The following is a 15,999-nucleotide window of genomic DNA, read 5'->3' on the forward strand; positions in this document are numbered from 1 at the left end:
CTGAAGTTTGCAATAATGTATAGCCGAACCCATTGCTGAAATTTCATATCTGCAAGTTATAAGCGTCTTTAAAGGGAAAGTTACAATGTCTAAAGTTAAAGTATGGGATGGCTTTATAAGAAGCTTCCATTGGTTATTAGTTGCGGCCATCGCAACCCTCTATTTTAGTGCTGAAGAAGGTATGTTGGAGCTGCACTTTGCTGCAGGCTACTTCACTCTAGCGCTTATTATTACACGTCTTGTTTGGGGCCTTATTGGTAGTAAAACGGCAAAGCTGTCTGCGCTTATTCACTCACCTGTTGCTGCAATTAAGTCATTTACAAGCAATGAACATAAGGCGGGTCACGGCGCGGCGGGTAGTTATATGGTGATAGCCTTTTTTGCGTTACTCATTGTGCAGCTAACCTCTGGCTTAATGACTAGTGACGATATATTAACGGATGGTCCACTCGTCGAGCATGTATCCTCAGATACCGTAGAGTTTGCCGGTTGGTTACATCATTTAAACTTTGATATTTTGTTGTATGCCATTGTGTTGCATGTAATAGCGATTGTGATTTACCGCATTAAAGGAAAAAACTTAGTGAAACCTATGCTTACGGGTAATAGTGAGCAAGTTGCGGTTACTGAGCCTGTCACTAAATCACCGTTGATAGCTTTTGTTATTTTTGCAGTGTGCTTAGTGGTGCTATTTACGACTTGGGGTGCAGAGCCGCTCAGCTATTTGCTTGGGTAGCAACTTCAAAACATGAAAAAAAGGCGCTAATAAGCGCCTTTTTAGTTTAAATCATAACTAGACTAGTCTTTGAAAGACTTATGGCAATCTTTACAGCCTTTAGCCCAAGCGCCAAATGCTTTGCCGATTACTTTCTTATCGCCACTTTGTGCTGCTACTGCTAGCTCATCAGCATATTGTTGGAAAGCAACTGCTTTTTTCATAAAGGTTTCGTTGTCGCTCCATACAGCTGCAAGTGCAGATGTATCACCCTTGTCAGAACCCGCTACGAAAGCTTCCCAAGGCATTTTAGATAATGCCGCTGCATTGTCGGCACGCTTTTGAAAACGTTCTGCATCAAAAGGTACTTTTCCTTTTAGCATATCGCCCATGTCACCAATTTGTACGCGGATCATTGAAAATGCTGCTTGACGATACTCGATTGCATCGCTTGGCTCTTCAAATACAGAATTTGCTGAAGCGCCTAGTGCCATTGTTGAAAGCATTGCACCCACTACTAATTGTTTTAATTTCATTCCTTTTGCCCCTTAAGATGTCATAAAAGTAAACTAACTGAGTTTTATCTTAGCTCAATATAATATTCAAGTGTATCGCGGTTAATCTTAACTTAAGTTTAATTTAATCATTTATATCAATATCAGCGAAGATCATGCCGCGGCGCATGCTTCTTGTTGCTAAGAAAACCTCGCATAGTAAAGATAAAAATCCACATATCAAAAGCGCCATAGCAGCCACAAAGCAGCTAGCAATTGTCACGCTCAAGTTGATAGATTGAATATGCGATAAAAATAGACACATAACCACAGCACATACTAATAAGGCACTGAGTACACTTAGACTAAATGCAATATGGATGCAGCGAGAGCGTTTCAACAGTGCCCTTAGCTCCGTTGTTAATGACTTATTGAAGTCTTCATCCGTACTGACTTTAAGTTTACGTTCTAACTGTCTCGCTCGATCGGTAATACGCGCTAAGCGGTTTGAAAGCACGCCTAACGTTGCAGCAATACCGGTAATTAAAAAGACGGGTGCAACAGCCGTTTGAATCACCTTTGCCATGGTAAGAATGTTGATTACTTCTGAATTCATTTTCAATACTCTATTTACTAAAACTCAACACACTGTTCATTTACAAATATTTACAACTCTAGCTTGCATCTTTAAATCATTTTAAAACAATATGTTACTTAAACTCAGTGTTCTTTGTTTTAGCTGAATGTAATTCTTATGTAACAGAAATGTTGTTCTTGCTAGGGTTTCCGTTTTATATTGGTTCTGAAACTTTGTTTCAATCACTATTTAGACGATAACATAACATATCCCAGGGGAACCCATGTCTAAAAATCTAATAAAAAGAACTGCAGTTGCTTTGGCTGTAACCAGTGCAATGTGCGCTAGTGCACAAGCCAATGACTTTTCTAAATATAATCTTGCCGGCAAAAAATTAATCCAATCGAGCGCGGTAACTAAAAAAGAACAAAAAGCTCATCGCGAAGCTACAAGCTGGTTAATTAAGTTAAATGCTCCAGCATCAGTTAATGCTAAAACAATGGGCGCGGATGTAGCGTCAATTCAAGCGCAAGCAAAAGTAGCGCAAGCAAGCGTAGAGCAAGCAATCAATAGTATGGACTTGCCTGTACAAGTTGTCGCTAAAACATCAACACTAGTAAGCTCAATCGTAGTCAATGGTAATAAGCAAGATGTTGCTAAGTTACTATCGAACTCTCAAGTTGAGGGCATTTACCCAGTATACGATTATGAATTGCATGTTGCTGACAGCGCTGACTATATTGAAGCAACTCCTTTAGTATCTAATGGTTTAGCAACAGGTGAAGGTGTTCGCGTTGCTGTGCTTGATACAGGTATTGACTACACTCATACCGCTTTTGGTGGTGCGGGGACTGATGAAGCCTATGCGGCAGCTATTGCTGATCCTGCGTCAGTTGATTGGCCACAAGGTAAAGTATTAGGTGGTTATGATTACATTAACGATGATGCCGATCCTATTGATGTAGATACAAACCACGGTACACACGTTTCTCACTCTGTTAACGGTATTGCACCAAACGTAGATTTATTTGTTTACTCTGTATGTAATAGTGGCTGTCCAGGCCTTGCACAACTTTTAGCTCTTGAAAGTGCAATGGATCCGAATGGTGACGGTGATATGAGCGACCGTGTTGATGTTGTAAATATGTCACTTGGTGGCGATTACGGTGATATTGCAAACGATGCTGTAGGCTTATTCATCAACCAAGCAGTTAAACTTGGTACAAACGTTGTTATCTCTGCTGGTAATGATGGTGCTTATCCATTCATCGTAGGTGGCCCAAGTACAACTGAAAACGCTCTTTCAGTGGGTGCGATGACTCACCCTACCGGTGAAGAATCAGTTGGTAGTGGTACAGTTAATGGTGAAGAAGCTGTTGTGCAGCCAGCCAGCTTTGGTCCACAGATGGCATTTAGCTACACTAATGAAAACTTGGAACTTGTGTACCCAGATGCAAATCAAACGGCTTGTGAAGCGTTTGCTGACGACGTAGATTTTACAGGTAAAGGCGTTATCATCGACCGTGGTGCATGTGCATTTACAGTTAAAGTATTAGCAGCACAAGCTAAAGGCGCAGAGTTTGTTATTATTGCAAACAATAATGACGATGGCACGCCAGCACCTATGGGCGGTTCAGATCCAACTGTTACTATCCCTTCTGTAGGCGTAACGTTTGCAGCTGGTACAGCTCTAAAAGCGGGCGGTACGTTTAACCTAACAGTTGAGCGTCTTGTTATGTCTGGCGCGATTGCTGATTTCACATCGCGTGGTCCTTCAATGGGCGGGCTGTTAAAACCAGAGATTACAGCACCAGGTGTAAACATCATGACTGCTCATCCTGGTCTTGGTGATGGTCTTACTGGCGCAACAGGTACTTCATTCTCGGGCCCAATTACTGCTGGTGCGGTGAGCTTATTAAAAGAAGCGCTGCCAGAGCGTAACGCGTTTGAAATTAAAGCGACATTAATGAACACGGCAAACCTAAATGTAACTATGGAGCCGTTAGCGATTAACCCAGACGCTGAGCTTGCACCAATTAGTTATATCGGTGCGGGTCTTGTTGATGTTAACAAAGCGGCTAACTTACCCGTTGCTGCATGGGCTGCAGATACCAAACAAGCTGCGCTTTCGTTTGGTTTAGTAAACGCATCAGAAACAGTTGAGCTTACTAAAACAGTTCAAGTTAAGAACTTCTCTAACGAAGACCAAGTGTACACACTTTCTCTTGAACAACGTTATGCAGACGATGTTGAGCGTGGTTCATTCTCACTTGACTACCCAGAGTCAATTACAGTGCCAGCAGGTCAAACAATGTCATTTGACGTGACAGCAACAATTGATCCTGCAACTCTACCTGAGTGGACCTTAACTGAGGAAAATATTGGTTCTCAAGATGCCACGGCTGACTTAACTAACCTAGAGCTTGATGGTGCGCTAATCTTCTCTGATGGCAGCGATGAAGCATTCCACCTTGTATACCACGTATTACCAAAAGCAAATGCGGCAATGAGCTTCATGCCAGTTGTGACTGATAACGGCGTTGCACATGAAGTAACAAACACAGGTGCGGTAGCACTTGATCCTGTATTTGCCCCTACAGTAATGACTGATGATATTGATGAAGACCAACGTTTTGACTTAGTAGGCGCATCAATCGAAACATTTGCTGTATCAGCTGAAATTTGTGAAAGCGGTTATGTAACACTTACTACATTAGTGCTAAACGAGGGAATTACTCACTCTTACGTGGGTGGTTTCATGGCTGACTTCGATATGGACCAAGATGGTGTTTACGATGTTACAGTACAAAATGGTAAGTTAGAGTGGTTCTACGATGTTGAGCCGGGCACTGCAATTACCTTTACTCACGGCTATGGTAGTGCTTCTGGTTTCTTAGATAATTATTACCAAATTATCGGTAACAACCACCTCACAATGCAAAGCTGTATTGAAGCATTTGGCCTAACAGCCGATGACATTGGTCGAGCAACTGTAGATGTTCGTTTCCGCACAGAAGAAGAAACATGGACACCAATTGCAACTGAAGAAGGTGATGTTGCAATGGGTACTTACACATTCACAGATGCATCAAGTGATGTATATGCAATGTTTGTAGATGAAGCTGGTGAAGCTGTTAGCTCAATTGAACCAGGTGCTTCAGCTACTTTATACAATGCAGGTGAAGACTTCATGATTCTTTCAGACTCGGGTTCTAAAGCGTATGCTGCAACACCTGAATCAGACTCGAATACTCCACCAGTTATTGTTGATACTGAGTTCTCTGTTGATGAAAACACTGAAAACGGTACGGTAATTGGTACGCTAGAAGCAACTTATGGTGCTGATTTAGCAAGCCCTGTTACAGAGTTCATTGTAATTAGCTCAAGTTCAACAGCTATTTCAGTAACATCTTCAGGTGATGTTGTAGTTATGAATCAAGACGTACTTGATTATGACGCTGGTTTAACATCAATTGAACTAGAAGTTGTTGCAACTGACAGATCAGGTAATGTTTCAGAGTCTGCTATGGTAACTGTTACAGTTAACAACCTAGCTGATGAAGCGTCTGAGCAACCAGTTGTAGTTGAAGAACCAGAGAAGAAAAAATCTTCTTCAGGCTCACTAGCATGGTTAACATTACTTGCTACACCGTTCGCATTTATGCGTCGTCGTAAGCAAAAGTAATTACTTGATAAGTAAGTGATAAAAGGGAGCTTCGGCTCCCTTTTTACATTGCTTCACAAAGGCTACTTATATATTGCAGTTTTTTTACTTATATTGGAGACAGAATAATAAAACGAAAACAGGAATCCCATGAAAGTTGGCCATTCACTTTGCCTAGCGGCACTCTCTTTAGCTGTTCTATCAGCGTGTAATAAAGTCCCAGATAATAAAGAAAAAGCTGTTATTACAGAGCAAGTTCAGATTGCAGCACCCGTCGCCAAAAAAATACCTCATGAAATGACCATTCATGGTGACACACGTATCGATAACTACTATTGGATGCGTGATGATAAGCGCAAAGATGCCGCTGTTATTGCTCATTTGAATGCTGAAAATGCGTATGTTGAAAGTAAGTTAGCGCATACTCAAACGCTACAAAACACCCTGTTCGAAGAGCTTAAAGGACGTATTGAGAAGGATGACGATACCGTACCGACAAAAAAAGGGGAATATTACTATTTCTCACAAACGCGCGGTGATGACGAATATCCGGTTTATGTGCGCAGCAAAGATAGCCAAGGAGAAGGTAAGCAGGTTATCTTAAATGTGAATGAGCTTGCTAAAAATCATGATTATTTTGCCGTAACAGGTTTAGCTGTCAGCCCAAATGGCAATTTGCTGGCTTATGGTGAAGACACTGTGAGTCGTCGTATTTACACAATTAAAGTAAAAGATTTAACCACAGGTAAAATGCTCACAGAAAGCCTTGAAGGTACAGAAGGTGATGTCGTGTGGGCTAATGACAACAAAACCTTTTACTACATCAAAAAAGACCTACAAACGCTGTTAGGCTACCAAGTATATCGCCATACGCTAGGCACCCCGCAAGCCGACGACGAACTCGTTTACGAAGAGAAAAATACCAGTTATTACACCGGTATTTACAAGAGTAAAGACCAACAAGAAATCTATATTAGCCATGGCAGCACCAGTGCATCGGGCGTCTCGGTTATTGATGCAAATGATGTCAAAGCAATGCCAAAACGTTTTATTGAACGCGAAGCAGGGCTTGAATATGACATCAAAAAGTTAGGCGATTGGTATTACATCGTTACCAATTTAAATGCAGTTAACTTTCAACTGATGAAAGTGCATCGCGATAAAGCGCATGATAAAGCAAATTGGCAAACGCTAATTGCTGGTCGTGATAACGTAAAGCTTGAAGGCATTGAGTTATTTAACAATCATTTAGTATACGAAGAGCGAGAAATGGGGCAAACCCGTATCACTATTCGTGACCTTCGTAACCAACAAGAGCAAGTCGTTGCGTTTAATGACCCAACCTATATGGTCTTTAGTTATGGTAATGGTGAGTTAGATAACCCTAACTTACGTGTTTACTATTCAAGTATGACGACGCCAGGCAGCAGCTACGATATCAACCTAGAAAGTGGTGAAAAAAACCTGCTTAAACAGCGTAAAGTGTTAGGTGATTTTAATCCTGACAATTATGCCTCTGAGCGAGTTTACGTGACCACCCGAGATGGTGTCGATGTTCCTGTGAGCCTTGTTTATCGTAAAGACATGTTCAAAAAAGACGGCTCTAATCCGCTTATGCAATATGGTTATGGTTCGTATGGTGCGACCATGGATCCGAGCTTTTCTAGCTCTCGATTAAGCTTACTTGATCGTGGTTTTGTGTTTGCGATTGCGCATATACGTGGCTCACAAATGCTGGGTCGTCCTTGGTACGAAGACGGCAAGTTGCTGAAAAAACAAAACAGCTTTAATGACTTTGTTGATGTGACTAAATCATTAGCAGCTCAAAAGTATGGTGATAAGGATAATATTTTTGCCATGGGTGGCAGTGCAGGTGGCTTACTAATGGGGGCTGTTGTGAATCAAGCGCCTGAACTTTATAAAGGGGTGATTGCAGCAGTGCCTTTTGTTGATATAGTCACGACCATGTTAGATGCCAGCTTACCACTGACAACGAATGAGTATGACGAGTGGGGCAACCCGAACGATAAAGTCTATTACGATTACATGCTGTCATATTCGCCGTATGACCAAGTTAAGAAGCAGGCTTACCCAAATATGTTAGTCACCACCGGCTTACACGACTCTCAAGTTCAGTATTTTGAGCCTGCAAAATGGGTTGCTAAGCTACGTGAATATAAAACCGATGATAACCTGTTGCTGTTCAAAACCGACATGGAAGCAGGGCACGGCGGCGCTTCTGGGCGCTTTAAAAGCTTGCAGGATACCGCTTTATATTACGCCTTTATGCTCGATTTAGCGGGTATCGAAAAATAATAACAACACAGGCATCCGTGATTAAGCGGATGCCTGCATCGCTAAATTAAAACGAAATTCACTGCCTTTTCCTAAGGTACTTTTTACGTTTATTTCACTATCCATTAGGTTGAGCAGTTGCTTGCAAATAGCAAGTCCCAAGCCTGTTGAGCCTCGTTTTATACTATTACGCGCCTGATAGTGAGGTTCGAAAATCGCATTGAGTTCATCCTCATGAATACCAACCCCGGTATCAGACACTGCCACGTATAACTGATCACTTTGCTGGCTAACTTTAACGGCTATTTCACCGCCATTTGGGGTGTGCCGAATGGCATTTTCGATTAAGTTTGTAAGCACCCGCTCTAATTTTGCAATATCTGCTGTCACGGTAAAATCGCAAATTTCGGGAATAACCTTGAGCGAAATCCCAGCTGATTGCGCTGTTAGAGCAAGCTTTGCCACACAATCATAAATCAACTCGCCCAAATTAAAGGTCTCGGATTGTATTTTCACTTGGCCGCACTCTAAATTAGCCAGCTCAAAAACTTGTTCAATCAGCTGTTTTAGTTGCTGGCAGTTATCCATTGCAAGGTTGAGATAATGACGTTGCTCGGGCTCGTTTAAGTGGCTATCCGGTTTATTGATCACCTCTAGAAAGCCGTGCAGTGAAGAGAGCGGCGTACGTAAATCGTGTGATAAATGAGTGAGTAACTCACGGCGTTGCTTATCAGCGTGCTGTAATGACTGAAACTGCTCATCAATACGCGCCAGCATGGCATTGACGCCTTTGCTTAAATTGCCAATTTCATCATCAGCTGTATAGCTAGAGTCCAATGACATTTTGGTTAGGCTGTAGTTAGCCGCTTCTATTTTATTAAGCTCTTTATTGAGTTTTTTGAGCGGTAAGGTGAAAAACCGAAATAACAGCAACATCGCAATAAAGAGCGCAACTAAGGCGGCTACAAACCACATTGCGGCTAGCCAAAGGTTATCATTGGCTTTTATGTTTTTAAGGGTTGTATCGTAAGCTTGCCCGCCAATTATCACGTACAAATAGCCTTGCAGTTGTTGCTGATTATAAACTGGTGCGGTCGAAAAAATTTTTACGCCATCCTTGCTACGTGGATCGTCACCATAAATTGGCGTGGCAGTGGGGTTGTCGAGTAGCTGCTGTATTGGGCTTAAGTTTATTTTTTGCCTTACGACTTGCCCCGGTTTGGCTGAATAAGTCAGTAAATGACCTTCTGGGTCTACAAAATAAAACTCAAAAGCCGGACCAAGTATCATCAGCGTGTGAAATAAGTTTTCTAGTGCCTTATAGTCATACACACCTTGCTGGATCAGTGGGTTATCATGCACTAAATGTTCGGCTAGTTGGAGGTGCAAGTTTTGCTGAGCATGATGTACCGAGCTTTGTTCTAATTGCTTACTCCAATTTAAAACCAGTGCGCACAACAGGCTAAAAATGAGCACCAAAGACCAAGCGAGTTTTTGATATAGCGTCATTGATTTCATTAGCTTGCACTCAATTGACCGGGGTTTAGTTTATAGCCTACCCCCCAAACTGTTTCGATAAAGTTTGCTGGGTGATGTTGCTCAAACTTACTGCGTAAACGGTTTATATGGGAATTAACCGTATGCTCGTAGCCGCTGTGTTGATAGCCCCATACTTGGTCTAGTAATTGTTGGCGGCTAAAAACATGGTTTGGGTGTTTAGCAAAATAGACCAGTAAATCGAATTCGGTGGCGGTTAAGTTAATTGCTTGGTCAGCTAAAAATGCTTGGTGGCTGGCAAATTCAATGTGTAGTTCTCCAAGCTGAATTGCCGCTTGAGCGCTATCTTCATGATGTGATTGAGCTGCCATAAGTTGTGACCTATGCCGTAATTGTGTTTTTATTCGTGCTTGTAATTCTCTGGCGAAGAAAGGCTTGCAAATATAGTCATCAGCGCCCATTTCCAAACCAATCACTCTGTCCATATCGCTACTGAGTGCGGTCAGTAAAATAACGGCAATACTTGGGTAGTGCTCTTTAATTTTGCGGCATAAGCTCAAGCCATCCATTTGTGGCAGGTTAATATCAAGCAGTACTAAGCCGTAACTTGAGCTGGCAAGCTTCTTTATTGCAGCTTCAGCGCTCGAGGCTTCATCAATATGTAAGTTTAGGCAGTGCAATTGTGTGCTGATAAGTTGGCGGATTGCTCTATCATCTTCGACGATTAATAATTTTTCTTGGCGCATGGCTCACTCCAAATCACAGAGGCACATCCTTATGACCTCGGTGTAAGGAGTGCGATTATTATTGCGTCCGCGTTATCGTGATCCGAGCAACCGGGTTATCAAACTTATGCTGGCTTGTGAGCACAGAGTTTGTCAGGCCATCATCTTGACTAACCACACCTGGGTGCATTGCAACACGGTTAATATCGTCACGCATTTCGTTGTAGCCTTCGCCTGAGTCGGCAGGACCAGGGATCGTGCCTTGTGCTTCAGAGTTAGCCTCTGTGCCTGCATCATAGGCAAAACTAGTACGAGACAGTGACTCATTAACCGCTAACGAAGACACGTCTATAGCATTAAGACCGGTAAACGCGTCATTTGTATTCACCAACATGGTCGCTAAGCTAATTTTTAATGAATCAAGCTCTCCCGTTGTCAGGGTCAACGTGACTTGCTCACCTGGTGGTAATGGGCTTTCTGCTGAAGCTGCTTGCATTGTCATTTCTGCTGCGAGTAGCTCGCTGTTATCGCCGCCTTCAGCCATAATTTCAAGTGCTTCAGATGCTGGCTCGCCAATTTTCCAAAGCATGCCATCGGTGTGAGCAATCACAGCAACAGGGGAGAAAGGTTGAGCAGCGGTGAGATTGACTACCTCCACCATAAATTGATGATTTGTTGCCATCTCACCCATTTCCATTGTCATTTCTTCCAGCGCTTCATCCATGTTGTCTGATGATTTATCTGAATCCCCACAGGCCGCAAGGCCGGCACTCAATGCGAGGATAATTAAGCTTTTTGAAAAGCGCATAATAACCTCCTATTTAACCGTAACTGTTAGCATCGCAACTGGGTTTAACCATCTGTGTACGGTGTTATCGAGGTCACTCATACCTGCTTCTAAATCGTCGTCACCTAAATTACCCGGATGAATATGCACCATCATATTGGTTTCGCTACTGGTGACGCCGCTACCATTCATACCCGCATTACCACCCGGTGCGGCAGGAATGCCTGGCGTGCCCGGCATACCTGAACCCTCAACAACAAGCTCATCATTGGCTTCGGTGCCAGCATCATAGGCATTGAGATAAACTGTGTAGGTACCAGCCTCTGTTGGGATCATCCAACTATCTAAACCTACAAAGCCATCATTGGTAGGCAGTAGCATGGCTGTTAGAGATAAGTAGTTATTGCCATCCTTGGTGGATAAGCTAGCCATTGTTGAGCTTGCTGGGGCTAATAAACCTTCAGCTGGGTTGGCAACCATGTCGCTGTTTGCGGCTGTGGCTTCAGTCATCAATGGCTCGAGATTGCCACCTTCAGCCATAGTCTGTAGGGCTGTAGAAGCAGGCATAGCAACGCTGAAAAGTTTGCTGTCACTGTTATGGGCAGTAATGAGAATAGGGGTAAAGTGTAAACCTTGCGTGAGGTTAGTTAGTTTTATATCAAGCTCAGCAGCTTGGCTTGCAAGGCTAGTTACTGCGCATGCAGCGAATAAAGTTAAAGGTAAAGCTTTCATGTGAGATTCCTGTTTTTGATGATTCAAAACCAGTATCGAATAGCAATATCCAGAAACCCTCACGAAGTTATCACATTTTTATCACAACGCTGATTACAGCCTTTTTTGCTGGTTGAGAGTTTTAAATTTAACCAATTTAACTAGGGTAAAAAGTCATTACGGTTTATAGTAGAGAAACAAACAGACCCATAACAAGGAATTTAAAATGGATGATAATCAAAAAGTTGAAATAATTGTGGCAGATAAAGAGCAGCGCACATGGGCAATGTTTTGTCACTTAAGTGCCTTAGCAGGCTTGCTTTTCCCGTTTGGTTCGGTGATTGGGCCTTTGATTGTTTGGCTTGTAAAAAAAGAAGAAATGCCACTTGTTGCTGAGCATGGTCGCAAATCATTAAACTTTCAATTAACCATGATGATTGCTTACATTGTGTGCTTTATGCTGATGTTTGTTGTCGTTGGTGTCATTCTGTTGCCATTGGTTGCGCTATTCTCATTGATTATGGTGGTCGTATCGGCGATTAAAGCCAACGATGGTAAAGAAGTTAAATACCCTATGGCGATAGAATTTATAAAGTAAACTAATTGCCATATACTAAAAGCTCAGCCATTTGCTGAGCTTTTTTATGTGATGTTTATGGCCTACTTATCGTTATTTTTCAGCGCGTTTATTTCCGCAACCTTATTACCTAGCTCTTCAGAATTAGTAATGACAGCTATGATAGCCAGTGGTGATTATCTACTTTGGTTGTTATGGTTAAGTGCAACTGTAGGCAATGTGCTTGGGAGTTGTGTGAATTATTGGCTGGGCACGCAAGTCATGCGATTTAAAGACCGTAAATGGTTTCCCGTTTCACAAAAGTCGATAGACAAAGCCGAACAGCAATTTAATAAATACGGTATTTACAGTTTGCTATTTGCTTGGCTGCCTATTGTCGGCGACCCTTTAACGGTTGTTGGCGGAATTTTTAGGGTTAAGTTTTCAATCTTTTTGTTACTCGTGACCTTAGGCAAAGGCGCACGTTATTTAGCTGTGCTTGCCTTTGCGGTGGGACTAGAAAAGTTATTCTAGCTTTTTTGCCAATCTAGGGTCAGTGATACTGAATCAGCAAAGCGCAGCGCATGAGGTTTATCGACGCGTACTTTGGCATAGTGAACACTTTGATGCTGGTGGCAAATTGCTAAAATTTCAGCAACCAGTTTTTCTAACAGCAAAAAGTGGCCTTCTTCGACAAGGCTGATCACTTCTTTAGTAATGGTCTTGTAGTTTAGCGCTTTATCGACTGCGTCAGTTTCACAAGCTTGATCCGCAGGGTAGTGAATTTCTAAATTAATCACTACATCTTGTTTTTTCTCACGTTCCTCAGGGTTAAAACCTATAAAGGTTCGTAGCCTGAGGTTAGTGACATTAATAATTGCATTGGCCATCATTACCCTCTAACTAGTTGTAAAAACTCGTTACGGGTTTTTGGATCGGCTCTGAAGTTACCTAACATAACCGAAGTACGCATGCTTGAGTTTTGCTTTTCAACACCGCGCATCATCATACACATATGTTTTGCTTCAACTATTACACCAACACCTTTCGCGCCAGTTACTTCTTCAACCGCTTTAGCAATTTGATGGGTTAATTGCTCTTGAATTTGAAAACGACGTGCGAACATGTCAACAATTCGCGCAAACTTAGATAAACCAAGCACTTTGCCATCAGGAATATAAGCAATATGGCAGCGGCCAACAAATGGCAGCAAGTGGTGCTCACACATAGAGTAAAGCTCAATGTCTTGGATCAATACCATGTCATCGGCATCTGAAGTGAATACCGCATTGTTGGTGATTTCATCTAATGTTTGACGATAGCCTTTAGTCAGATACTCCATCGCTTTTGCTGCGCGTTTTGGTGTGTCGAGTAATCCTTCACGAGCAGGATCTTCACCTACTGCGGTAATTATTTGTTGGTAACTATTTTTTAAATCATCGTGCATAGCTTTCTCAGTAATTCGTTATTTTAAATGTCTGCCACCATCAACAGGCATAGAACGACCTGTGATGTAGTGACTGCTTAGTAATAGTTCTACGCTGTTAATAATCTCGGCGCAGCCGGGCTCAATGCCCATTAGCGATTTCTTTAATGTTTTGGCTTTGTATTCGTCGCTATCGTGTTCATTAAAGATAATTAACGAAGGGGCGATAGCATTCACTTTAATGTCTGGTGCAAATTTAGCGGCAAACGACTTGGTTAAATTATCAAGCGCTGCTTTGCTTGCTGCATAAGCAAGGTGCTTAGGGCTGCCTTTTTCAACCACATAATCGGTTAAGTGAATAATATCTGCGGCTTGGCCACTGTTTTGCTGATAATGCAGTAGCAAATCAGAAGCTGCTAAATTAATTAAATAGGGCGCTTTGGCGTGGATACGCATCATGTTATCGAATAGGTCTGCGTAATCGTGGTTATTTGCTTCGCAATCCCAGCTAGACGCATTATGGATAATTGCCTTGAGCTGGTTGGTATGGGTTTTTAATTCTTCGATAAAATGCCCGATAGCTTGGTCACTATTAAAATCAGCATGGATGCAAATAGCGCCTTTACCTGCAAGCACATCAATTGCTTCATGGCGGGTACGGTAAGTGACTATGATTTCTTGCCCTTGCGCTAAAAAGTGCTCGGCCAGAGCGAGTCCAATACGTTGGCCTGCGCCAGTAATTAAAATGGGCGATGACATAAACTAATATAAAACCTTAGATTTTTGATTTGAAATGTAATGTATTTAACTGTAACAACTATAAACCAAATTACAGAACTATTTCATCTTTACTGCAATCATGTTGCTAATTTTTACGTCAAGCATAGCGCTCTAGATCATTTAGCGCGGCCGATAATGAGTGATTGAAGGTTTTGAATATTGCTAAGGGTCTGTACGAGGAAGGAAAAAGGGCAATTATTATTGCCCTTTTAGTGTTTTAACCGTTTTTAAAGCTCGTCGTATACCGTTGGGATCGCTTGGCGCTTATGTTGAGTACGTAAGTAAATTGCTGTTAGCTTTTCTTCGACTTCATTGCTGACTTCTTTACCTTCTAAGAAATCATCAATTTGATCGTAAGTGAGGCCAAGCGCTTCTTCATCAGTTAGACCTGGGCGATCACACTCTAAGTCGGCCGTTGGGGCTTTATGTACAAGGACAGCTGGCGCTCCCAAGTGCTCAGCAAGCGCACGAACTTGACGCTTTGATAAGCCAAATAAAGGTGCCAGGTCACATGCTCCGTCACCAAATTTTGTGTAAAAGCCAGTGATGTTTTCAGCACTGTGATCGGTACCAACAACTAAGCCTTGGCTGAAACCGGCAATTTCATACTGCGCAACCATGCGTTGGCGCGCTTTTACATTGCCTTTGATAAAGTCGATTTTAGCTTGCTCTGGTAATTCAGCGCCACCACCAACAACTGCCGCCATTGCTTGTTCATGCATGCCATCGACAGCCGCTTTAATATTAACCGTCATACGCTTACTTGGTTGAATAAAATCTACGGCTAGTTGTGCTTCGTCTTCATCTGCTTGTACGCCGTAAGGTAAGCGCACAGCAATAAATTGATATTCGTTGGTGTTATGTTCTTGGTTTAATTCATCAACCGCTAATTGGCATAAACGGCCACAGGTTGATGAGTCAACACCGCCACTGATCCCTAATACAAGTGAGCGAGAGTGCGCAGCAATAAGTCGGCTTTTAAGAAAGTTAACACGACGGGTGATTTCCGCTTTTACATCAATAGTTGGTTGGACTTTCATTTCCGCCAGAATGTCGGCACGCATGGTAGAGCTCCTATTTTTCGTTGTGGTTGTCAGCGTCTTGTACATTATGTTACGGGCGCGGTTTTTATTAAAGACCTAAATGCGCTTTTATTGCGTTAATTTGTTGCTTAAGTTCTTCGATTTCACTTCGTAATTGCTGCACTTCACTACTATTATCCTGCATTGGCTCATTAGCAGCCATATCCTCAGTAATGCTGTCTGGGTCAACAAATAAGTGCATGTAGCGGCTCTCTCGTTTGCCGGGCTCTCGTGCTAAGCGTGCCACATGTTCTTGTGCAATGAGTGCGTTTAATGCGGCTTCGACTTCATTGACGTTACTGAACTCAGCGAGGCGGTTGCTGCGTGTTCTCAACTCGCCTGGTGTTTGCGGGCCACGTAACAGTAACAAACAAATAATGGCGCGTTGCTGCTCAGTAAACTGCAAACTGCCAAATTCGGTATTACAAAAGCGGTGAGCATATTTATTTACACGCCCTGACAGCCCTTCATCAACCGTCACTAAGCGTGATGCAATAAGCTCATCGAGGGTATCTTGTACTTGCGCTTCAGTTAAAGACAATACAGGTTCACGGTTCGACTTTTGATTACATGCATTAGTCAGTGAATTTAAAGATAACGGGTAATGTTCGGGTGTTGTACTTTGCTTTTCGAGTAAACAGCCAATAACACGTTGTTGAATTGATGATAATTGCATGGTTTTACTCTCTT

16 protein-coding genes are annotated in these 15,999 nt (G+C 42.4%); 5 read left to right on the forward strand and 11 right to left on the reverse strand.

Annotation, left to right across the window (positions count from 1 at the left end; translation table 11 throughout):
• The first annotated feature begins 85 nt into the window (after nucleotides 1-85).
• On the forward strand, nucleotides 86-736 hold the full coding sequence (locus tag EXT43_RS04985; RefSeq protein WP_062566261.1) for a cytochrome b/b6 domain-containing protein: 651 nt from the start codon (nucleotides 86-88) through the stop codon (nucleotides 734-736).
• Between the two features lie 62 nt (nucleotides 737-798).
• Here EXT43_RS04985 and EXT43_RS04990 read toward each other — a convergent pair whose 3' ends face one another.
• Nucleotides 799-1,251, reverse strand: coding sequence for a cytochrome c (locus EXT43_RS04990; RefSeq protein WP_058585373.1), 453 nt, complete (start codon nucleotides 1,249-1,251; stop codon nucleotides 799-801).
• Nucleotides 1,252-1,354: 103 nt separating this feature from the next.
• Nucleotides 1,355-1,825: a DUF2721 domain-containing protein gene (locus EXT43_RS04995; RefSeq protein WP_054554628.1), complete on the reverse strand. Its 471-nt coding sequence runs from the start codon at nucleotides 1,823-1,825 to the stop codon at nucleotides 1,355-1,357.
• Nucleotides 1,826-2,069: 244 nt separating this feature from the next.
• On the opposite strand from EXT43_RS04995, the gene EXT43_RS05000 reads away from it, so the two are divergent.
• Both EXT43_RS05000 and EXT43_RS05005 read left to right on the forward strand, forming a co-directional pair.
• Entirely contained in the window at nucleotides 2,070-5,471 is a 3,402-nt protein-coding gene (locus EXT43_RS05000; RefSeq protein ID WP_062566260.1) for a S8 family serine peptidase, read from the forward strand.
• Between the two features lie 129 nt (nucleotides 5,472-5,600).
• A complete protein-coding gene (locus tag EXT43_RS05005) occupies nucleotides 5,601-7,766 on the forward strand; it encodes a S9 family peptidase (RefSeq protein WP_130166498.1) in 2,166 nt (721 codons plus the stop codon).
• Nucleotides 7,767-7,787: 21 nt separating this feature from the next.
• Here the strand turns inward: EXT43_RS05005 and EXT43_RS05010 are convergent, their stop codons facing one another.
• The 4 genes from EXT43_RS05010 to EXT43_RS05025 are packed head-to-tail and all read right to left on the reverse strand — an operon-like array spanning nucleotide 7,788 to nucleotide 11,486.
• A complete protein-coding gene (locus EXT43_RS05010) occupies nucleotides 7,788-9,263 on the reverse strand; it encodes a HAMP domain-containing sensor histidine kinase (RefSeq protein WP_130166499.1) in 1,476 nt (491 codons plus the stop codon).
• On the reverse strand, nucleotides 9,263-9,988 hold the full coding sequence (locus EXT43_RS05015; protein ID WP_130166500.1) for a response regulator transcription factor: 726 nt from the start codon (nucleotides 9,986-9,988) through the stop codon (nucleotides 9,263-9,265). The genes EXT43_RS05010 and EXT43_RS05015 overlap by 1 nt, the downstream gene beginning before the upstream one ends.
• 58 nt (nucleotides 9,989-10,046) lie before the next feature.
• Nucleotides 10,047-10,775, reverse strand: a complete 729-nt coding sequence (locus EXT43_RS05020) for a spondin domain-containing protein (RefSeq protein WP_062566256.1) — start codon at nucleotides 10,773-10,775, stop codon at nucleotides 10,047-10,049.
• A 9-nt stretch (nucleotides 10,776-10,784) separates the two neighbouring features.
• Nucleotides 10,785-11,486 carry a spondin domain-containing protein gene (locus EXT43_RS05025; RefSeq protein WP_130166501.1) on the reverse strand — a complete coding sequence of 234 codons (702 nt, stop codon included), beginning with the start codon at nucleotides 11,484-11,486 and terminating at the stop codon, nucleotides 10,785-10,787.
• Nucleotides 11,487-11,691: 205 nt separating this feature from the next.
• Between EXT43_RS05025 and EXT43_RS05030 the strand changes: the two genes are divergently transcribed.
• Both EXT43_RS05030 and EXT43_RS05035 read left to right on the forward strand, forming a co-directional pair.
• The gene (locus tag EXT43_RS05030; RefSeq protein ID WP_054563699.1) at nucleotides 11,692-12,063 is read left to right on the forward strand and encodes a DUF4870 domain-containing protein; all 372 of its coding nucleotides are present in this window, start codon (nucleotides 11,692-11,694) and stop codon (nucleotides 12,061-12,063) included.
• Between the two features lie 57 nt (nucleotides 12,064-12,120).
• On the forward strand, nucleotides 12,121-12,555 hold the full coding sequence (locus EXT43_RS05035) for a YqaA family protein (protein ID WP_130166502.1): 435 nt from the start codon (nucleotides 12,121-12,123) through the stop codon (nucleotides 12,553-12,555).
• On the opposite strand, the gene folX is transcribed toward EXT43_RS05035, so the two are convergent.
• The 5 genes from folX to EXT43_RS05060 all read right to left on the reverse strand — a co-directional run bounded on the left by folX (nucleotide 12,552) and on the right by EXT43_RS05060 (nucleotide 15,985).
• On the reverse strand, nucleotides 12,552-12,911 hold the full coding sequence (folX, locus tag EXT43_RS05040) for a dihydroneopterin triphosphate 2'-epimerase (RefSeq protein ID WP_054554637.1): 360 nt from the start codon (nucleotides 12,909-12,911) through the stop codon (nucleotides 12,552-12,554). The genes EXT43_RS05035 and folX overlap by 4 nt on opposite strands.
• 2 nt (nucleotides 12,912-12,913) lie before the next feature.
• Nucleotides 12,914-13,468: a GTP cyclohydrolase I FolE gene (gene folE, locus EXT43_RS05045; RefSeq protein ID WP_055199245.1), complete on the reverse strand. Its 555-nt coding sequence runs from the start codon at nucleotides 13,466-13,468 to the stop codon at nucleotides 12,914-12,916.
• A gap of 18 nt (nucleotides 13,469-13,486) precedes the next feature.
• Entirely contained in the window at nucleotides 13,487-14,206 is a 720-nt protein-coding gene (gene folM / locus EXT43_RS05050) for a dihydromonapterin reductase (protein ID WP_062566254.1), read from the reverse strand.
• Nucleotides 14,207-14,454: 248 nt separating this feature from the next.
• Entirely contained in the window at nucleotides 14,455-15,291 is an 837-nt protein-coding gene (gene nadE, locus EXT43_RS05055) for an ammonia-dependent NAD(+) synthetase (RefSeq protein WP_054563697.1), read from the reverse strand.
• Nucleotides 15,292-15,358: 67 nt separating this feature from the next.
• Entirely contained in the window at nucleotides 15,359-15,985 is a 627-nt protein-coding gene (locus EXT43_RS05060) for a DUF480 domain-containing protein (RefSeq protein WP_062566253.1), read from the reverse strand.
• Nucleotides 15,986-15,999: the final 14 nt, after the last annotated feature.

The organism is Pseudoalteromonas sp. CO109Y, from assembly GCF_004208935.1.
GTDB lineage: Bacteria > Pseudomonadota > Gammaproteobacteria > Enterobacterales > Alteromonadaceae > Pseudoalteromonas > Pseudoalteromonas shioyasakiensis.